General features: G+C 66.2%; 22 protein-coding genes. 12 read left to right on the forward strand and 10 right to left on the reverse strand.

Going from position 1 to position 19,134, the window contains the following annotated elements:
- Window positions 1-75 precede the first annotated feature (75 nt).
- Window positions 76-831 (reverse strand): helix-turn-helix domain-containing protein, encoded by a 756-nt coding sequence (locus BLV92_RS26210; RefSeq protein ID WP_090550784.1) that lies wholly within the window; start codon window positions 829-831, stop codon window positions 76-78.
- Window positions 832-1,001: 170 nt separating this feature from the next.
- Window positions 1,002-1,469, reverse strand: coding sequence for a universal stress protein (locus BLV92_RS26215; protein WP_090550786.1), 468 nt, complete (start codon window positions 1,467-1,469; stop codon window positions 1,002-1,004).
- Between the two features lie 129 nt (window positions 1,470-1,598).
- Here BLV92_RS26215 and BLV92_RS32235 point away from each other — a divergent pair, with 129 nt between their 5' ends.
- Together BLV92_RS32235 and BLV92_RS26220 are read left to right on the forward strand one after the other, a co-directional pair.
- Complete coding sequence (locus tag BLV92_RS32235) at window positions 1,599-1,736, forward strand: hypothetical protein (protein WP_167627145.1); 138 nt, start codon at window positions 1,599-1,601, stop codon at window positions 1,734-1,736.
- A gap of 44 nt (window positions 1,737-1,780) precedes the next feature.
- Window positions 1,781-3,322, forward strand: a complete 1,542-nt coding sequence (locus tag BLV92_RS26220) for an MFS transporter (RefSeq protein WP_090550789.1) — start codon at window positions 1,781-1,783, stop codon at window positions 3,320-3,322.
- 136 nt (window positions 3,323-3,458) lie between these two features.
- On the opposite strand, the gene BLV92_RS26225 is transcribed toward BLV92_RS26220, so the two are convergent.
- On the reverse strand, window positions 3,459-4,049 hold the full coding sequence (locus BLV92_RS26225; RefSeq protein WP_090550792.1) for an acyl-homoserine-lactone synthase: 591 nt from the start codon (window positions 4,047-4,049) through the stop codon (window positions 3,459-3,461).
- Window positions 4,050-4,215: 166 nt separating this feature from the next.
- Between BLV92_RS26225 and BLV92_RS26230 the strand changes: the two genes are divergently transcribed.
- The gene (locus BLV92_RS26230) at window positions 4,216-4,533 is read left to right on the forward strand and encodes a helix-turn-helix domain-containing protein (RefSeq protein WP_090550794.1); all 318 of its coding nucleotides are present in this window, start codon (window positions 4,216-4,218) and stop codon (window positions 4,531-4,533) included.
- Here BLV92_RS26230 and BLV92_RS26235 read toward each other — a convergent pair.
- Both BLV92_RS26235 and BLV92_RS26240 read right to left on the reverse strand, forming a co-directional pair.
- Window positions 4,517-5,221, reverse strand: coding sequence for an autoinducer binding domain-containing protein (locus tag BLV92_RS26235; RefSeq protein WP_090550797.1), 705 nt, complete (start codon window positions 5,219-5,221; stop codon window positions 4,517-4,519). The two genes, BLV92_RS26230 and BLV92_RS26235, sit on opposite strands and share 17 nt — an antisense overlap.
- A 373-nt stretch (window positions 5,222-5,594) precedes the next feature.
- Window positions 5,595-6,047 carry a DUF3005 domain-containing protein gene (locus BLV92_RS26240; protein WP_090550799.1) on the reverse strand — a complete coding sequence of 151 codons (453 nt, stop codon included), beginning with the start codon at window positions 6,045-6,047 and terminating at the stop codon, window positions 5,595-5,597.
- A gap of 281 nt (window positions 6,048-6,328) precedes the next feature.
- On the opposite strand from BLV92_RS26240, the gene BLV92_RS26245 reads away from it, so the two are divergent.
- Window positions 6,329-6,562 carry a hypothetical protein gene (locus BLV92_RS26245; RefSeq protein ID WP_090550801.1) on the forward strand — a complete coding sequence of 78 codons (234 nt, stop codon included), beginning with the start codon at window positions 6,329-6,331 and terminating at the stop codon, window positions 6,560-6,562.
- A 95-nt stretch (window positions 6,563-6,657) separates the two neighbouring features.
- Window positions 6,658-7,587 (forward strand): serine O-acetyltransferase EpsC, encoded by a 930-nt coding sequence (gene epsC, locus BLV92_RS26250; protein WP_090550803.1) that lies wholly within the window; start codon window positions 6,658-6,660, stop codon window positions 7,585-7,587.
- Between the two features lie 51 nt (window positions 7,588-7,638).
- Here epsC and folE read toward each other — a convergent pair whose 3' ends face one another.
- Window positions 7,639-8,295 (reverse strand): GTP cyclohydrolase I FolE, encoded by a 657-nt coding sequence (gene folE, locus BLV92_RS26255; protein WP_090550808.1) that lies wholly within the window; start codon window positions 8,293-8,295, stop codon window positions 7,639-7,641.
- Between the two features lie 97 nt (window positions 8,296-8,392).
- Window positions 8,393-9,316, reverse strand: a complete 924-nt coding sequence (locus BLV92_RS26260) for a LysR family transcriptional regulator (protein WP_090550811.1) — start codon at window positions 9,314-9,316, stop codon at window positions 8,393-8,395.
- Between the two features lie 345 nt (window positions 9,317-9,661).
- Here BLV92_RS26260 and BLV92_RS26265 point away from each other — a divergent pair, with 345 nt between their 5' ends.
- The 6 genes from BLV92_RS26265 to BLV92_RS26290 all read left to right on the forward strand — a co-directional run bounded on the left by BLV92_RS26265 (window position 9,662) and on the right by BLV92_RS26290 (window position 15,259).
- Window positions 9,662-10,372, forward strand: a complete 711-nt coding sequence (locus tag BLV92_RS26265) for a 3-oxoacid CoA-transferase subunit A (RefSeq protein ID WP_090550813.1) — start codon at window positions 9,662-9,664, stop codon at window positions 10,370-10,372.
- Window positions 10,373-10,389: 17 nt separating this feature from the next.
- Window positions 10,390-11,049 (forward strand): 3-oxoacid CoA-transferase subunit B, encoded by a 660-nt coding sequence (locus BLV92_RS26270; protein WP_090550816.1) that lies wholly within the window; start codon window positions 10,390-10,392, stop codon window positions 11,047-11,049.
- Window positions 11,050-11,156: 107 nt separating this feature from the next.
- Entirely contained in the window at window positions 11,157-12,521 is a 1,365-nt protein-coding gene (locus BLV92_RS26275; protein ID WP_090550818.1) for a 3-carboxy-cis,cis-muconate cycloisomerase, read from the forward strand.
- Between the two features lie 21 nt (window positions 12,522-12,542).
- Entirely contained in the window at window positions 12,543-13,334 is a 792-nt protein-coding gene (pcaD, locus tag BLV92_RS26280) for a 3-oxoadipate enol-lactonase (protein WP_090550821.1), read from the forward strand.
- A complete protein-coding gene (gene pcaC / locus BLV92_RS26285) occupies window positions 13,331-13,720 on the forward strand; it encodes a 4-carboxymuconolactone decarboxylase (protein WP_090550822.1) in 390 nt (129 codons plus the stop codon). The genes pcaD and pcaC overlap by 4 nt, the downstream gene beginning before the upstream one ends.
- 183 nt (window positions 13,721-13,903) lie before the next feature.
- Entirely contained in the window at window positions 13,904-15,259 is a 1,356-nt protein-coding gene (locus BLV92_RS26290; protein ID WP_090550825.1) for an MFS transporter, read from the forward strand.
- Between the two features lie 72 nt (window positions 15,260-15,331).
- Here the strand turns inward: BLV92_RS26290 and BLV92_RS26295 are convergent, their stop codons facing one another.
- Window positions 15,332-16,420, reverse strand: a complete 1,089-nt coding sequence (locus tag BLV92_RS26295) for an NAD(P)/FAD-dependent oxidoreductase (RefSeq protein WP_090550827.1) — start codon at window positions 16,418-16,420, stop codon at window positions 15,332-15,334.
- Between the two features lie 230 nt (window positions 16,421-16,650).
- A complete protein-coding gene (locus BLV92_RS26300; RefSeq protein ID WP_090550830.1) occupies window positions 16,651-16,899 on the reverse strand; it encodes a hypothetical protein in 249 nt (82 codons plus the stop codon).
- A gap of 159 nt (window positions 16,900-17,058) precedes the next feature.
- Between BLV92_RS26300 and BLV92_RS26305 the strand changes: the two genes are divergently transcribed.
- Complete coding sequence (locus BLV92_RS26305; RefSeq protein ID WP_090550832.1) at window positions 17,059-17,700, forward strand: DUF6496 domain-containing protein; 642 nt, start codon at window positions 17,059-17,061, stop codon at window positions 17,698-17,700.
- Between the two features lie 37 nt (window positions 17,701-17,737).
- On the opposite strand, the gene aptA is transcribed toward BLV92_RS26305, so the two are convergent.
- Window positions 17,738-19,066: an omega-aminotransferase AptA gene (gene aptA, locus BLV92_RS26310; RefSeq protein ID WP_090550835.1), complete on the reverse strand. Its 1,329-nt coding sequence runs from the start codon at window positions 19,064-19,066 to the stop codon at window positions 17,738-17,740.
- Window positions 19,067-19,134: the final 68 nt, after the last annotated feature.

Here is a 19,134-nt window from a genome sequence, read left to right on the forward strand (position 1 = left end):
AATCGCGGACGAATTGTCCGTCGGGACTCGCCGTGTGCCGCCGAAGAAGAGCGGCGCACGGGGTGGAGAAGGGAGTTACAGGTGCCGCAGGCCGTCGTGATCGACGATGCGGATCAGCTTGCCTTGCGCGTCGATCAGGCCGCGCTTTTGAAATCTTGACAGGGTGCGGCTGACCGTTTCGAGCGTCATCCCGAGGTAGCTGCCCATGTCCTCGCGGGTCATTCGGAGATTGAATTCGGCGTGGGAATAACCGCGCTGCCCGTTGCGCTCGGATACGTCGAGCAGGAACGCAGCGACGCGTTCGTCGGCGGACAGCGAGCCGAGCACCATCATCTGCGACGTTTCGCGAATCAACTGTTCGCCCATCAACCGGTGCAGGCGATCCTGCATGGCGCCGGTTTCGCGGCACATGTGCTTCAACGCCGAATACGGAACGATGCAGACCGAACTGTCTTCAAGTGCAACCGCCGTGCACGTATGTACATTAGTGCTGATTCCGTCGAGGCCGAGCGGTTCGCCGGCCAGTCGCAGACCGGTGACCTGCTCGCGGCCGTCGCGATGCGCCATCACCGTTTTCAGGGATCCTGAGCGAACCGCGTAGAGATTGTCGAACGGATCGCCGACGCGATACAGCGCCTCGCCGCGCCGCACGCTGCGCGCAGTGCAGATCAGTGCTTCGAGTTTCGGCAGATCGTCGTGAGCGAGGCCCTGCGGCATGCACAGGTGACGCATCGCACAGCTGGAGCAGCGTGCGGCACTCCGCGGACTGGCTACCGGTGCGCGATTGGTGCGGCGCACGGTGGTATGAGTAACGACAGTTGGGGTCAACATCTGCTGCTCCTGGTGGACTCGTTTTCAAGCATTGTCCCACCGGGGCTCTGACTTTGATTGGCGGCAAAACGACGCGCTTTTGAGATGAAGTGTCTTGCGCATTGTCAGATGCAGCGCTGGCCGTCAGACTCGATCCGACGGCCATTGGAAGCGTTAGCAGGATACCTGCTTTATTGCGCCGCCGTCTGTGCGCCCGCAGCAGACGGGATCAACAGCACCGGCAACGCCGATTGGCGCACGCAGCGTTCGGCGACGCTGCCGAGAATCAGCCGCTGAAATCCACGACGGCCATGCGTGCCCATCACGATCAGATCGGCGCCGAGCGTATGCGCCGCGTTCAGCACCAGCGTCGGCACGTCTTCGAGCGACGACGCTTCGCCGGTCGTCATCGCTCCGGCGACGCCTTTTTCGGTCATCACCTTGTTGAACTCGGCCGCCAGTTCATTGCCTTGCGCGATCATCTGGTTGCGCAGGATCGACGGGTCGTAGCCGGGTGCATCGAAATACATCGGCGTGTTTTCGATCACGTAATACGGCTGCAACGTCGAGCCCATCGCCTTCGCGAGTTCGAGTGCAGCGTCGAATGCGCGGCGTGACGTGTCGCTGCCATCAACGGCGACGAGAATGCTCTTGTACATGGATCCTCCGTTTGGGTCGGTGACGATATGGGCGGCGATTACTCTGGTTCGCGCCGCCTGCCCCGCGTTTGCGACGAGCATAAATGATCGCCGATAAAGATGCACTGGAATTGATTAAAGGCGGTTTTTATGTTCGTGCCGGTCGAACCGTTTGACTGCATGCACCGGTTTTTCGCCGCCGACGCCGAATTTCGGCCGGTTGCGCGCGAAAGCCCGTCCCGTTATCGTGGCGTCTTTTTGGGCGCGGCCGCGCCATCTCCTTCGTGACTTCCTCTTCCGCTCCGCTGCCGTTTCGCGACGCGCTGCTGGCCATGCTCGGCATCGGTCTCGTCAACATGCTGGTCGCGCTCGACCAGACCGTCGTCAGCACTGCATTGCCGTCGATCGTCGCCGAACTGCACGGCTTCGAGTTCTATGCATGGATCGCGAGCGCCTATCTGCTCGCGTCGGTCGTCACGGTGCCGGTGTTCGGGCGGCTCGGCGACTACTTCGGCCGCAAGCGGTTCGTGATCGCCGCGATCGTCGTGTTCACGATCGCGTCGCTGCTGTGCGGGCTCGCGACCGGCATGCGCTTCCTCGCGATCGCGCGGGCGTTGCAGGGGATCGGCGGCGGGATGATGGTCGGCACCGCGTTCGCGGCGATCCCCGATCTTTTTCCCGATCCGCGTGCGCGGGTCCGCTGGCAGGTGGTGATGGCGGCCGCCTACGGGATCGGCACCGCCGCCGGGCCGTCGCTCGGCGGCTGGCTCAGCCAGCATTTCGGCTGGCGTTCGACCTTCCTCGTGAACCTGCCGGTCGGCGCGCTTGCCCTTTATTTCGTGTGGGTGCATCTGCCGGACTATCGGCGCGAGCGGACCGGCGAAGTGCGGATCGACTGGACGGGCGCCGCGCTCGTCGCAGTCGTGCTCGGCAGTTTCCAGATGTTCATCGAGGCAGTGCCGAAAGACGGCTTCACGACCGGCAACCTGGTGCTCGCCGCCGTCGCCGCGCTCGGCGCAGTCGCGCTGCTGCAGTGCGAGCGTCGTGCGACGCATCCGATCATCCCGCTCGACCTGTTCCGCGATCCGCAACTCGTCACGTTGTTCGCGCTGTCGATGCTGTCCGGCTTCGTGATGTTCTCGCTGATCTTCTTCGCGCCGCTGCTGCTGCAGGGCGGCTTCGGGCTGTCGCCGCAGCGCGCGGGCCTGCTTGCTACGCCGATTGCCGCGTGCATCGCGCTCGGCAGCCTGATCAACACGCGGATCGTGGTCCGGCTGTCGAGGCCGACCGCGATCCTGACCGCCGGCTTCGCGCTGCTGGTCGCGGCGTCGGTCGGGCTCGCGTTCGCGAAGCGCGACACGCCGCATCCGTGGCTCGAACTCGCGATGTCGGCGGTCGGCATCGGGCTCGGTTTCATCCTGAACAATCTGAACGTGTTCGGCCAGGAGATCGCCGGCCGCGAGCGTTTCGGGATCACGACCGCGCTGCTGCAGTCGACGCGGATGGTCGGCGGCATGCTCGGCACCAGCATCGTCGCGACGATCGTCAATCACCGCTTCGCGGCGGGCGTCGGCGACGCGCTGCAGGTGCTCGGCAAGCAGGTCAGTGCGGTATGGGAGCCGAAGCTGTCGGACCCGCGCGTGCTCGTCGACGAATCGCTGCGCGATGCGCTGCTCGTGCAGATGCACGCGGCGGGCCTCGACGGTCCGGCGCTTTTCGACGCGATCCGCCGCGTGCTGGTGGACGCGATTCACTTAGGCATCGGGCTGACCGGATGCGCGGCGCTCGCGGCGGCGCTGCTCGTGCGCCGGATCGCGCATATCCGGTTCCGTCGCGCGTCGCCGGGGGCGGACACCGCAAGCCAGCCTGACTGAACCGTTGTATTCGCGCGACGGAAGTGCCTCGGTCCACCGGTGCACTTCGCGCATTTTCACTGCCTCCGGCCGGTCATGCGGGTAAGCTAGATCGGCTGTGGAAACGGTACCAGCCGTATCCTGCCGGACGGCTGCACTATGCCGCCGCCGCCATCGGTCCGAACAGCGCATTACGCGTCTGCGGACTCACCGCGATTTCCAGCGCCACTGCATTTTCGACGCCGATCCTCAACGGCGCGCCGAGCCGCCCCAGTTCGATGCCAGTCCGGCGCAGCAGCCGCTCGATCGGCGTCGTCGTGACCGTCACGTAGCGCGTGATGCCCATCCGGTCGGCGAACGTCACGAGCGAGTGGATCGCATGCATCGTGACGTCCGCGAAGCCGAACGCCTGCTCGCCGCCCGCCTCGATCGCGAAGCGGCTCAATTCCCAGATATGGCGGCCCGCCGGCGCATCGTTGCCGTGCAGCAGTTGCGGAAACGTATCGCGCAGCATGTTCGGGCCTTCGGTCGGCATCAGCCGCCAACAGCCGCGCACCGTGCCGAGCGAGTCCTGGATCAGCATGTAATGCGGACCCAGCGCGTCGTAACCGTCGATCTCCATGCCGGCGATCGTCGGAACGTCCCAGCCCATCCGGTCCTTGAATACGCGGGCGCGGAGCCGGTACATCTCGTTGATGTCCTCGTTGTCGAATTCCTGCCTGAGTCCGATGCGGATCGCTGCTTGCATAAGGGTTCTCCCGATTGACGTATGGGGCGCTCCAATACGTCTCGAAACTTATGCATTCTGGATAGAAAAAACACCTATCCAACTGGATAGGTGTGCAGGCAGGGACAGTTCGGGAGAATGACTCCCGCGGCATCAGTCACCAGGCATAAACAGCGAGAGATACACCATGGAACTTCTGGAACATCACTGGCAGGCGGGTACGCATCCGGTTTCGACGGCCGGCGAACTGTCCTCGGTCATCGACCGGGTTCTGATCATTGCGTATCGGAAAAAGAAGAAGGAAAGCCAGCGGCGCTTCTGGGCGCGCTTCGGCGTGACGCAGTCGCGCGGCAGCCGCTTCGAATCGGGCGCGGAGATTCCCGCACCGGTGTCGATTCTGCTCGGGCTGTATTTCAACAAGACGATTTCGGATGGCGACCTTGGCCGGGCCGAGCGCGTGCTGCGCCGCCCCGAACCGACCGGCTTCATCAGCCAGGGTCAATAAGGCCGAGCTGGGTGGCGATCACGGCGGCCGCCCGCCGTGAATTGACGCCGAACTTCGCACGGATGTTCTTCATGTGGAAGTTCACGACGGCTTCGGAGCAGCCCAGGATATGGGAGATTTCCCACGTGGACTTGCCGAGTGCCGTCCACTTCAGGCATTCGCGTTCACGGGGTGTGAGCTTCGGAATCAGCGCCTGCGCGTGCGCGCTCAGATGGCGCTGGCTCGTGTCCAGCACGAGGTCGCGTAGCAGCGCGAGGTCCGGCAACGAATGGTTCACCTGATTCGTGAATCCTTCGGTCGGGTTTGCATCGCTGACGAAGCACAGCATTCCCGCTTCCTGATGCGGGCCGTGAATCGGCAGCGTGACGCCGGCGCGGAGCCCATGCGCCTGGGCTTCCTCGTACATCGACTTTTGCGGCTTCGTCGAAAAGAGTCCCGGCGACCATAACAGCGGAGCGGAACGCGACGCGCAATGCGACACGGTCGGATCGATGTACGCAAAACCTTCGTCGATGTACGTCTGCCGCCATGACGACGCGTAGTTGGTTCGCACGAACGCATCTTCGAGCCGCATGCCCGGTCGAGGCAGAATCGCGAGCAACACCCGGTCGAAGCCCCACGTGCCGGCAAGGCGCGCGACCGCGTCGAACCACACGTCCTCTTCGGGCGCGTCGAGTACGGGCTGCATTTGCTCGATGAAATTTAGCGGCACCTGAAAACTCTCCCTCGGCAGCAGGCCGGACCGGCCATCCATGGCTGTGCGACGCGCAAGCCCGCTTCTTCAGACGTAACAATTTATCATCAATTTTTACCGAATTGGTCTTTTCCCGGCGGTTCGCCCGTTGCGCAGTATGGATATTGGTCAGGAATATTCGTGAATTGCAGGCAGGACGGGGCTTACGCCTGATTGGATGGTGCGAATCGATTTAAGTCCGACCACGCGGAAATGGTGAATACGCCGTTTTAAATTTATTTAATTGGCGAATGCGCGTTGACGAAGGGGGATAAGGCGTGAGCGAACGCGGAGACCGCCGGCCTCCGCATGTCGAAATACCTAAGTATTAACGCGTAGCCGACCGCAACTCGATGATCCGCGCGGGCCGTACGTGATTCAGCGAGTAATGGAGCCGGCCGGGACTGCGCCGCCCGCCAGGCGACTGGGGATCACCGAAGCGCGAGTCGGCGTCGTCCCGCACCTCGGGTTCGGCCATTCCCATATCGACTACCTCGTAACCCGGTTGCGTCGCGAACAACAACCGGTGCGCGCCGAAGCGGCTGTCGAAACCCGCCAAACCATCGGGTTCTTCCGGCATGCTGTTGTCGAGCGTCGCGTTGCTGGTCGTCACTTCGTCCGGGCTGATCGGCCCGTCACCCGCGAGACGCGCGGCCTCGCGGTTCTTGCCATCGGTATCGACGGTGCTGTCGTGCGTGCGGTCGTTATGCAGTTCGGCGCTGCGCGGGCGGCCCTCTACGTCGGTTGTCGCGGGGCGGCGCGTGTCGTCGCTGGTGCTCATGGTGCGTCCTCCTGTGAAGGTCGTACACCCCGTTTTCAGCAAGACGCGTTCCGCAAGCGCGTCGCGCGGCATTGCGCCGTGCGCGGTTCGCCAGGAGAACGCTCCCGATGATTTTGCTTTTTTTCGTTGGATCGGGATTTTTCCTCGGAGTATGATCCTCTTTCAACGAGTTGGCGCGCTATCCTTCGACGGCCCCGGCACACGGGCCGTGGCGTGGTTTTGCCGCATGATCCCGACGCGCCTTCCCTATCGGACAAGGCAGTCAGGGGCGGGTGACATACATGCACTTCGACGCTGCATTCACGCATCGCGGCTACTTGCTCAATTGCGAGCCGGCACGCACCGGCGATGGGACGTATCAGCCTTACGTGGTGATCTCGCGCTCCAGTGACGGCGAACTGGTCGCCAACCGCTTTTTCCCGGCCGAACTGCGCTTCGACGACGAAGCCGCCGCTATCGCGCACGCGCGCGACTGGGCGGTGCGCTGGATAGACGCGAGCAGCATCACGATATGAACCGCCGGCCGCGCCCGGCGAATCCGGTCAAAAAGCGGTAATCTTGCGGGTCGTTTCACTTCGTGAGCGGCCCGTGCGGCCGCTGCCGCTTCACCATGCCAAAAAACGCTTCCTCCGACTGGGGCCTCGAACAGATCGTTGCCGACCTGCGCGCGTCGCGCGAGGAACTGCATCGCACGCGTCATCCGCTCGGCATCCGCGAACTGCCGTCGGGCGACGCGATGATCAGCATTGTCGCCGGCCTGCGCGCCGCGATGTTCCCGACGCATTATGGCGAACCCGATCTGACGGACGAGAGCGTCGACTATTACGTCGGCCACACGCTCGAAACGACGCTGAAGCTGCTCGCCGAGCAGATCCGTCGTGCGCTCCGCTTCGTGCCGGAGAACGCCGGCGTGGCGGACGATGCGCTGCGCTCGCGCGCCCGCGACGTCGCCCGCGCGTTCGCCGCGCAACTGCCCGGCATCCGCGCGCTGCTCGTCAGCGACATCCAGGCGGCGTTCACCGGCGACCCGGCCGCGCAGAACATCACCGAAATCCTGCTGTGTTATCCGGGCATCCTCGCGATGACGCATCACCGGCTCGCGCATGCACTGCATCGTCTCGGCGTGCCGCTGCTGGCCCGCTTCATCAACGAGATCGCGCATTCGGCCACCGGCATCGATATTCATCCGGGTGCGCAGATCGGACCGAGCTTCTTCATCGACCACGGCACCGGCGTCGTGATCGGCGAAACCGCGATCATCGGCGAGCGCGTGCGCGTGTACCAGGCGGTGACGCTCGGCGCGAAGAGCTTCGCCGCCGATCTCGACGGCACGCTCGTGAAGGGCAATGCACGTCACCCGATCGTCGAGGACGACGTCGTGATCTATGCGGGCGCGACGATACTCGGGCGCGTGACGATCGGGCGCGGCTCGGTGATCGGCGGCAACGTGTGGCTCACGCATAGCGTGCCGCCCGGCAGCAGCGTGCGCCAGGGGAAGATCCGCGAACTGGAGCGCGGCGAGGAAAATCCGGGCAAATGACGGAGAAGGCGCGCGGCCGGCATCGCGCCGCGCGCTTTCATCGGGAGGGACTCAGGTGTTCGACAGACTCGCCGACGCCTGATTGCCGACAATCGCGAGAAACTCGCGGCGCGTCGAAGGATCGGTGCGGAACGTGCCGAGCATCCGCGACGTGACCATCTCGACGCCGGCTTTATGCACGCCGCGCGTGGACATGCACTGATGCGACGCTTCGAGGATCACGCCGACGCCCTTCGGCTGAAGGATATCGTTCAGCGTGTCCGCGATCTGCGCGGTCATCTTCTCCTGGATCTGCAGCCGCTTCGCGAACGCATCGACGAGGCGCGCGAGCTTCGAAATGCCGACGACCCGATGCTCGGGCAGATACGCAACGTGCGCGCGCCCGATGATCGGCACCATGTGATGTTCGCAATAACTCTCGAAGCGGATGTCCTTCAGCACGATCATCTCGTCGTAGCCGTCGACTTCGGAGAAGGTGCGCGACAGGATCTCGCGCGGGTCTAACTGATAGCCTGCAAAAAACTCTTCGAACGCACGCGCGACGCGCGCCGGCGTATCGATCAATCCTTCGCGCGTCGGGTCGTCGCCGGCCCACCGCAACAGCACGCGCACCGCATCTTCCGCTTCCGTCCGGCTGGGTCGGCCCGCCGGCTCGCTGATCTGGGTCTTCGCTTTCTTCGCCTTGTCGGCGGTCTTCTTGTCGCTCATTCATCGGCTCCTGTCCTGTGACGCGCACCGCTGCGGCGCGCCCCACGAGCGGGCATTGTTTCATGTTTTACGCGCGGCCGTGCGCCGCGCCGCGCGGTCACTTCGGCCACTCGTCCAGCGCGTCGTTGAACAGTTCGGACACGACACTGCGCAGCCATTCGCCTCGCGGCGCGTTGTGATACTTGCGATGCCAGTGCTGCTTCAGATCGAAGCGCGGCAGCGGCAACGGCGGCTCGACGATCGTGATCGATGCATGTTCGGACACATACGCGAAGCCGATTGCATGCGGCACCGTCGCGATCAGATCGGTTCGCGTGAGGATGAACGGCAGGCTCATGAAGTGAGGTGTTTCGAGCACCGCGCGGCGACGCAGCCGCTTCTTCTCCAGGTAATGCTCCAGCACTTCCTGGCTGCGGCCTTCCGCGCGCACGACCGCATGCCCGAGCGACAGGAACTGCTCGACGGTCATCGTCGTGCCGGCCAGCGGATGGTTGCTGCGCATCAGGCAGATGAAGCGATGTGTGAACAGCCGCTGCTGGAAGAAATTGTTGCCGCCGAGATCGGGGAAATAACCGATCGCGAGATCGATGTCGCCGGATTCGAGACCGCGTTCGACCTGGCCCGGCGGCACCGATACGGACCGCAGGTTCGCATGCGGCGCGCGTTCCGCGAACAGTTGCAGCAGCCGCGGCAGGAACACGATTTCGCCGACGTCCGACAACGCGATCGAGAACGTATGCGTGCTGGTCGCCGGATCGAACTCCTGCGCCGCGAGCATGCCTTTCTCGATGCGGATGAGCGCGTCGCGGGCGGCAGGGATCAAGGCGAGCGCGCGCGGCGTCGGCTCCATGCCGCGCGACGTGCGCACGAACAGCGGATCGCCGAAGTATTCGCGCAGCCGGCCGAGCGCCGTGCTCACGCGCGGCTGGCTCACGCCGAGCCGTTCGGCCGCGCGGCTCACGTTGCGCGCGTCTTCCATCGCGACGAGATACGGGATCAGGTTGAGATCGAGATCCTGCATGCGGGAGCGGGTTATATCCATGGCTTATAAAGCATAGCGGCAGAATTCCGATTCCGGATATGGGGGAAATTGCCGACCCGGTGCTTGTCCGGCCGGCTTACGCATGAAAGTGCAGCCGATAGCCGATGCGGACGGTGCCGCTGCATCGGCTGTCGAATCGCAGCACAATGGTTCCGCTTTGAAGCTGTGCCGCCGCGCGTGCGGGAAAGCCGCGCCTTGACAACCGGCGGCGCCGGCTTCGATAATGCGCCGAGCGTTCGCTGAACGAATGTGTGTTCGTATAGAGAACTTTTGTGGATCCGGCGATGCGGCTCGACCGCGCCGCGCGTTCTATCGGGAACAGGCATGATCAACAAGATTTTCGAGTCACTCCAGTCGGCGGTGGCCGACGTCCACGACGGCGCGACGGTGATGATCGGCGGCTTCGGCACGGCCGGCATGCCCGCCGAACTGATCGACGCGCTGATCGAGCAGGGCGCGCGCGATCTCACGATCGTCAACAACAACGCCGGCAACGGCGACATCGGCCTCGCGGCGCTGCTGAAGGCGAAGCGCGTGCGCAAGATCGTCTGCTCGTTTCCGCGCCAGACCGATTCGTACGTGTTCGACGCGCTGTATCGCGCGGGCGAGATCGAGCTGGAACTCGTGCCGCAGGGCAACCTCGCGGAGCGGATTCGCGCGGCCGGCGCCGGCATCGGCGGTTTCTTCACGCCGACCGGCTACGGCACGAAACTCGCGGAAGGCAAGGAAACGCGGCTGATCGACGGCAGGCACTACGTGCTCGAAGCGCCGCTGCACGCGGACTTCGCGTTGATCAAGGCGCATCGCGGCGACCGCTGGGGCAACCTCGTGTACCGCAAGACGGCGCGCAACTTCGGCCCGATCATGGCGAGCGCCGCGAAGGTCGCGATCGCGCAGGTGTCGGAAGTCGTGCCGCTTGGCGAACTCGATCCGGAAGTGATCGTCACGCCCGGCATTTTCGTGCAGCGCGTGATCGCCGTGCCGCAGGCGGCGCACGGTTCGGAATCGGCGCAACCCGCCAGCCACGCGGCCTGACGCAACGGAGACATGCAATGAAACGCTTGAATCGCGATGAAATGGCGAAGCGCGTCGCCGCGGACATTCCCGAAGGCGCGTATGTGAACCTCGGGATCGGCGTGCCGACGCTGGTCGCCAACCACCTCGACCCGAGCAAGGAAATTTTCCTGCACAGCGAGAACGGTCTGCTCGGCATGGGCCCCGCGCCCGCGCCCGGCGAAGAGGACGATGAACTGATCAACGCGGGCAAGCAGCACGTGACGCTGCTGACCGGCGGCGCGTTCTTCCATCACGCGGACTCGTTCGCGATGATGCGCGGCGGCCATCTCGACTATTGCGTGCTCGGCGCGTTCCAGGTGTCGGTTCACGGCGACCTCGCGAACTGGCACACCGGCGCGCCCGATGCGATTCCGGCGGTCGGCGGCGCGATGGACCTCGCGATCGGCGCGAAGCAGGTGTTCGTGATGATGGAACTGCTGACGAAGCAGGGCGAGAGCAAGCTGGTCGCCGAGTGCTCGTATCCGGTGACGGGCGTGCAGTGCGTGGACCGCGTGTACACCGATCTGGCCGCGTTCGACGTGACGCCGGACGGCCTCGCGGTGCGCGAGATCTATTCGGACCTCGGCTTCGACGAACTGCAGAAGCTCGCCGGCGTGCCGCTGATCGACGCGACGCAGGGCCGTCGCGCCGCGTAAGCCGATGCGGCAACCACGAGACGGCGGCCGGCGGCGTTGCACGCCGGCCGCTGCATCGTGGCGATTCCGTCGTACGCTTCCCCGTTTTCCAACCCGTCGAATCCACCATGCCTGAACGCCTGACCGGCTTGATCTGCGGCACCGAGCCGATGAACAACGTGTGGTCGTCGCGCTCGACGCTGCAACGCATGCTCGACGTCGAAGCGGCGCTCGCGCGCGCGTCCGCCGCGCACGGCGTGATTCCGCATGCGGCGGTGCCGGCGATCGTCGCCGCGTGCGACGCGGACCAGCTCGATGCGGGCGGACTCGCGCGCTCGGCGGCGCTCGGCGGCAATCTTGCGATTCCGCTCGTCAAGCAGTTGACCGCGCGCGTGAACGAGCGCGACCCGAACGCCGCGAAATACGTGCACTGGGGCGCGACGAGCCAGGACATCATCGACACCGCAACCGTGCTGCAACTGCGCGACGCGCTCGACCTGATCGAACGCGGGCTCGACGACACGTGTGCGTCGCTGGCGATGCTCGCGCGCGAGCATCGCACGACGCCGGCGATCGGCCGCACGTGGCTGCAACAGGCGCTGCCGATCACGCTCGGCCTGAAGTTCGCGCAGTGGCTCGATGCGCTGCTGCGCCATCGCGAACGGCTCTCCGAACTGCGCGAACGCGCGCTCGTGCTGCAGTTCGGCGGCGCGGCCGGCACGCTCGCGAGTCTGCGCGACGAAGCGCAGGCCGTGAGCGCATCGCTGGCCGGCGAACTGAAGCTCGCGCGGCCGACGCTGCCGTGGCACACGCAGCGCGACCGCATTGCGGAAGCCGCGTCGTTCTTCGGGATGCTGATCGGCACGCTCGGCAAGATCGCGCGCGACGTGTCGCTGCAAATGCAGACCGAAGTCGGCGAACTCGCGGAGCCGGCCGCGGCGGGCAAGGGCGGTTCGTCGACGATGCCGCACAAGCGCAACCCGGTCGGCTGCGCGGCGGTGCTGACCGCCGCGACGCGCGCGCCGGGGCTCGTCGCGACCGTGTTCGCGGGGATGGTGCAGGAGCACGAACGCGCGCTCGGCGGCTGGCAGGCCGAGTGGGACGCGCTGCCCGACCTCGCGCGTCTCGCGGGCGGCGCGCTGTTCCATATCGGGCAGATCGTCGGCGGGCTCGACGTGCGGCCCGAACGCCTCGCCGCGAATCTCGACGCCACTAATGGGCTGATTCTCGGCGAAGCGGTGATGCTCGCGCTCGGCGATCACATCGGCCGGCTCAACGCGCACCACGTCGTCGAACAGGCGTCGAAGGCGGCTGTGCAGAGCGGCCGCTCGCTGTACGACGTGCTGGCGGCCGATCCGGCCGTCATGGATCATCTGGGCGCGGAGCGGTTGCGCGCTTTGCTCGATCCGGCCAATTATGCGGGCGAGGCACACGCGTTCGTCGATGCGGTGCTCGCGTCGTACGCGCAGCACGCGCCCCGTTCTTCATCGTAGACATACCAGGGAGTAGCACGCATGCCTTACGCAGCAGTAAACGGCACGAAGCTGTATTACCGGATCGACGGCGCGGCGGACAGCAATGCACCGTGGCTCGTGTTGTCGAATTCGCTCGGCACCGACGTGTCGATGTGGGCGCCGCAGGTGCCGGAGTTCGCCAAGCACTTCCGCGTGCTGCGCTACGACACGCGCGGCCACGGCCGCTCGGATGCGCCGAAGGGGCCGTACACGATCGGGCAGTTGACCGGCGACGTGATCGGCCTGCTGGATCAGCTCGGGATCGCGCGCGCGCATTTCGTCGGGCTGTCGATGGGCGGCCTGACCGGCGTTGGTCTCGGCGCACGTTACGCTGCGCGGATCGATCGCCTCGTGCTGTGCAACACCGCCGCGAAGATCGGCTCGCCGCAGGTGTGGGAGCCGCGTGCGGAACGCGCGCGCAACGAAGGGATGGCGGGGCTCGCGGACGCGGTGCCGCAACGCTGGTTCACGCCCGCGTTCATCGAGCGCGAGCCGCTGGTGATCGCTCAACTGCGCGACAACCTCGCGCATACCGACAACGAAGGTTACGCGTCGAACTGCGATGCGATCAACGCGGCGGACCTGCGCGGCGAGGCGTCGTCGATCAAGGCGCCGACGCTCGTGATCTCCAGCACCCACGACCTCGCGGCGACGCCGGCGCAAGGCCGCGAACTCGCGGAGTCGATCGACGGCGCGCGCTATGTCGAACTGGGCGTGTCGCATATCTCGAACATCGAGGCCGCTGAAACGTTTACCGGCATCGTGCGCGACTTTCTGCTGGAGTCGAAATGAACGAAGACGAACGCTACGAAGGCGGGCTGAAGGTGCGTCGCGCGGTGCTCGGCGACGCGCACGTCGATCGCTCGATTGCGAACCGCAACGCGCTGACCGAGGAATTCCAGGCGCTGATTACGCGTTATGCGTGGGGCGAGATCTGGACGCGCGAGGGCCTGCCGCGCCATACGCGCAGCCTGCTGACGATCGCGATGATGATCGCGCTGAACCGCAGTGAGGAACTGGCGCTGCATCTGCGCGCGGCGAAGAACAACGGCGTCACGCGCGACCAGATCAAGGAAGTACTGATGCAGGCCGCGATCTATTGCGGCGTGCCGGCCGCGAACTCGGCCTTCCATCTGGCCGACAAGATCTTCCGCGAAGAGGACGGCGCGCAGGGCTGAGGTCCGGTGCGCATGCCGCGTCCGGGAACGGCGCGGCGTTGCCGATGAACAGGCAATGAACGGCCCGGTCGACGGGCCGTTCGACCATCGCAGAGAGCCGTCCCCATGCAGACGGCTCCGCATGAAAAAACCGACAACTGCGCCCGTGCGGCATGCCGCGCGACGACGAGAGGAGACACGACGATGGCCACCGCCCCGCGCACGCTCGACGTGCAGCAGTTCATCGATGAACGGCGTTTCTCGCCGTATCAATGGTTCATTCTTGCGCTGTGTTTTCTGATCGTCGCGACCGATGGGTTCGACACCGCCGCGATCGGCTTCGTCGCGCCGTCGCTCGGGCAGGAGTGGCACGTCGGCAAGGCCGCGCTCGGGCCGGTGATGAGCGCGGCGCTGGTCGGCCTCGCGATCGGCGCGCTCGCGTCCGGACCGCTGGCCGACCGGATCGGCCGCAAGCGCGTGCTGGTCGGCTCGGTCGTCACGTTCGCGCTGTTCAGCGTCGGCTGCGCGTTCGCCAGCTCGGTGACGGAACTTGGGCTGCTGCGCCTCGCGACCGGCATCGGCCTCGGCGCGGCGATGCCGAACGCCACGACGCTGATGTCCGAATACGCGCCGGCGCGCAAACGCTCGTTTCTGGTGAACACGATGTTCTGCGGGTTCACCGTCGGTTCGTCGGCCGGCGGTCTCGTCGCGGCCGCGCTGATTCCGGGCTACGGCTGGCGCAGCGTGTTCATCGCGGGCGGCGTGCTGCCGCTCGTGTTGAGCGTCGTGCTGATCGGGCTGCCGGAATCGCTGCGTTTCATGGTGCTGCGCGGCTGGCCGGCCGAACGCATCGCGGCGGTGCTGCGCCGGATCGCGCCGCGCGAGTCGTTCGACGGCGCGCGTTTCGCGTTGCCCGAGGAGCCTTCGCTGCAGAAGCAGTCGGGCGCGTCGATCGTGCTGTCGTCGCGCTTTCGCAGCGGCACGCTGCTGCTGTGGATCACGTATTTCTCCGGGCTGCTCGTTTATTACCTGCTGACCAGCTGGCTGCCGACGCTGATTCGCGACACGGGTTTCACCGTGCGCGAGGCCGCGCTCGTGACCGCGTTGTTTCCGCTCGGCGGCGGCATCGGCGCAATCGGCGTCGGCTGGCTGATGGACCGCTTCGAGCCGCATCGCGTGATCGCCGTTACGTACGTCCTCACCGGTATTTTCGTGTGGCTCGTCGGCCGGCAGTCGGACAGCCTCGCGTGGCTCGCGGCGATTACGTTCGTGGCCGGCGTCTGCATGAACGGCGCGCAGTCGTCGCTGCCGACGCTCGCCGCCGCGTTTTATCCGACGAGCGGACGCGCGACCGGCGTCGCGTGGATGCTCGGCGTGGGCCGCTTCGGCGGGATCTTCGGCGCGTTTTCCGGCGGCCTGCTGCTACAGGCGAACTTCGGCTTCGGCACGATCTTCGCGATGCTCGCGGCGCCGTCGCTCGTCGCGGCCGGCGCGCTGCTCGCCAAGCGCGCGGTTAGCCTGCGCGACGCGCGGGAGCCGGACGCGCGCGGCGTCGCGTAACCTCCATTGCACGAATCGCGCCGAAGGAAACGTTCCATCCGGAATGACCTGCGCGCGACAGCCGATGAACGGCTAATCGAAAACCGGCGACTCGACGCCGAGCACCTTGTGCAGCCGCGTGCTGGTCGTCGTGTACTCGACGTGTATCCGGCGCTCCGGAAACACGTGATGCGCGGCCCCGTACGCGGCGAGCGCCGCCTCGTGGAAGCCGGACAGGATCAGCTTCTTCTTGCCCGGATACGTGTTCACGTCGCCGACCGCGAAGATGCCCGGCACGTTGGTCTCGAACGACGCGGTATCGACCGGTATCTGCCGGCGCTCGACGTCGATGCCCCAGCGCGCGATCGGGCCGAGCTGCGGCGACAGGCCGAAAAACACCAGCAGGCAGTCCAGTTCGAGCGAACGCGTGATGCCGTCGCCGCCCGTCACCTTGATGCGCTTCAGCAAGCCGTTGTCGTCGTCGAAGCCGGTCACCTGGCCGGTGATCGACTGCATCCGCCACGCCTCGCACAACACGCGCATCTTCGCGACCGACGCGGGCGCCGCGCGAAAGCCTTCGCGCCGGTGCAGCAACGTCACGCTCTGTGCGATGTCGACGAGATCGAGCGCCCAGTCGAGCGCGGAATCGCCGCCGCCGCAGACGACCACCTCCTTGTCGCGGAACTGCTCCGGCGCGCGCACGCGGTAGAACAACTGGCTGTCGCGGTAACGCTCGATGCCGGCGACCTTCAGCGTGCGCGGCTGGAACGAACCGACGCCCGCCGCGATGAAAACCGTATTCGCGACGAAACGCGTGCCTTTGCTGGTCGACACGTTGAAGCGGCCGTCGCGGCGGTGCTCGACGGTCTGCACTTCTTCGCCGAGATGAAACGTTGCACCGAACGGCTCGATCTGCGCCATCAGCGAATCGACGAGTTCGCGGCCGGTACAGACGGGAACGGCGGGAATGTCGTAGATCGGCTTGTCCGGATAGAGTTCGACGCACTGGCCGCCGACCTTCGGCAGCGAATCGACGACGTGCGCGCGGATTTCGAGCAGGCCCAGTTCGAACACCTGGAAGAGGCCGACCGGCCCGGCGCCGACGATCAGCGCGTCGGTTTCGATGGGCTGTTGCGGTTCGGCAATATCGGGCTGGGCGTGGACCGTGGCGGCATCGGTCATGCAATTCTCCTTGCGAAGCGGGATCGGTAGAGGCCGATGCGAACGAAGGTCACGTGCGTCGCCGGTCGATCGCCTCTCGCAGCATGCCGTGCGCATGCGCCGGTGCGACACTCGGACCGGCGCGCGCGGCAACGGGAACAGCGATGCGATGAGCAGAACGCTCGCCTCGGCGGGGACGTACCAGCACAGAAAGCCGTGCACATTACGGAGCGGCCATGCCGGTCGCAGGCCTACTCCTCCGCGTCGCGTTCGGCGACGTAACGGCGCAGGCTCGCGAGCAGCGCCGCTTCCTGCGCGCGGTTGTCCGCTTCGTTCGGCGAGCCTGCTTCGGCTTCCTCACCGAACATCGACCGCGGCGCGTCGTACAGATCGAGTTCGCGGCCCTCGCGGAATACGCGGATTTCGCGCGTCGCGGCGAGGTATTCGGCGATCCAGTGGATGCCTTCGATATGCGCTCCCACCCGCATCGGTGCTTTCATCGGACTCTCCCTGAGCCACCGGCCGTCGGCCTTGCAGCGGCGATACGCACACCATACCCCGATGCCGCGCGCCGCGCATTGGCTGCGTCCGCGCGGGGTCGGGTACGCGCGTTGCTGAAAACCCGATGCCTCTCTACCTGAACCCCCAGGAGGACTGTCATGCCGGAAAGGAAAACCATGGAACGCGCACGCGAAGCGAAGCGCGAGGGCAAGGCGCCGGGTACGCAGGCCGGCGCGTTCGTGAAGGAAGAGATCGACCACGTGCGCGAGGGCCGGCACGGCGTGCGATCCGCGAAACAGGCGGTCGCGATTGGGCTGTCGAAGGCGCGGCGCGCGGGTGTGGCGGTGAAGCCGCCGCCGGCCGGCAGCGCGAGCGCGAAGAAGGCCGGCGCGTCGGCGGGCAAGACGGCGGCGAAGAAGCCGGCCGCGAAGAAAACGGCTACGAAGAAGCCTGCGACGAAGGCCGCGACCGCGAAGAAGTCCTCGGCAAAGGCAACGTCAGCGAAAAAGACCGCGGCAAAGCGCACGACGTCCGCCAGGACGACTTCAGCGCATCACAGCGCGAGCACCGAATCGACGGCGAAGCGCGCCCGCGCGGCCACCGGCGCGCTGAAGCGCGAGAGCGGGGCGGGGGCGAGCAAGACCGCGCTGTCGAAGCAGGCGAAGAGCGCCGCGAGCCGCCGCCCGGCGTCGAGCCGTTCGGCCGCCGCAAAGCAGGCGTCGCGCACGAAGGGTCATGCGGCGCGGTCGGCGGCCGCAAAAAAGGCGGCCCATACCCGGGCCGCCCGTTCGCATCATTGACGACGGATGCACGGCGCGCGCGGCGCGCCGTGTGCCGTTACTGCACCGTCGCGAGCACGCTGCGCACGGTGTCGAAGATCCGCGCGATCTCTTCTTCGCTGACGATCAGCGGCGGCGAGAACGCGAGGATGTCGCCGGTGAAGCGGACCAGCACCCCCGCCTCGAAGCACTTGACGAACGCTTCGTATGCGCGCGCGCCGGGTGCGCCGTCGCGCGACTCCAGTTCGATGCCCGCCACCAGCCCGAGGTTGCGGATGTCCTTCACGTGCTTCGCGTCGCGCAGCGAATGCGCGGCGGCCTCGAACTTCGGCGCGAGGCCGTTCGCGCGTTCGAACAGGCCGTCGCGGCGATACAGGTCGAGCGTCGCGACAGCGGCGGCGGCCGCGAGCGGATGCGCGGAATACGTATAACCGTGGAATAGCTCGATCGCGCCCGGCGCGCCGCCGTTCACGACCGCGTCGTGCACCGCGCGGCTCGCCGCGACGCCGCCCATCGGCACCGCTGCGTTGTTGATCGCCTTCGCCATCGTCAGCAGGTCCGGCGTCACGCCGAAATATTCGCTTGCGGTCGCCTTGCCGAGGCGGCCGAATCCGGTGATCACCTCGTCGAAGATCAGCAGGATGCCGTGTTTCGTGCACAGCTCGCGCAGCCGTTGCAGATAACCCTGCGGCGGCACCAGCACGCCGGTCGATCCGGCGAGCGGCTCGACGATCACCGCGGCGATCGTCGATGCGTCGTGCAGCGCGACGATCCGTTCGAGTTCGTCCGCGAGGTGCGCGCCCCAAACGGGCTGGCCCTTCGAGAACGCGTTGTGTTCCGGCGCGTGCGTGTGCGGCAGGTGATCGACGGCCGGCAGCAGCTGGCCCGAGTACGCCTTGCGGTTCGTGCCGATCCCGCCGACCGAGATGCCGCCAAACCCGACGCCGTGATAACCGCGCTCGCGGCCGATCAGCTTCGTGCGCTGGCCTTCGCCGCGTGCGCGGTGGTAGGCGAGCGCGATCTTCAGCGCGGTATCGACCGATTCGGAGCCCGAGTTCGTGAAGAAGATCCGGTCGAGGCCGGCCGGCATCAGTTCCGCCACCTTGGCCGCCGCCTCGAACGCGAGCGGGTGGCCCATCTGGAAGGTCGGCGCGAAGTCGAGCTTCGCGGCCTGCTGCGCGATCGCGGCGACGATCTCGTCGCGCGCGTGGCCGGCGTTCACGCACCACAGGCCGGCGCAGCCGTCGAGCACCTCGCGCCCGTCGGTCGTGCGGTAGTACATGCCTTTCGCCGATTCCAGCAGGCGCGGCGCGGCCTTGAACTGGCGGTTGGCGGTGAACGGCATCCAGAACGACGACAGGTCGTCGATGACGGGGCGCGAAGTCATGCGGATTCTCCTCGGGTTGGTTTCGCCACTGTAGCGTCGGCGCTTGAAGCGCGGCATAGACAGTCTTT

Source organism: Paraburkholderia caballeronis, assembly GCF_900104845.1.
Taxonomy (GTDB): Bacteria; Pseudomonadota; Gammaproteobacteria; order Burkholderiales; family Burkholderiaceae; genus Paraburkholderia; species Paraburkholderia caballeronis.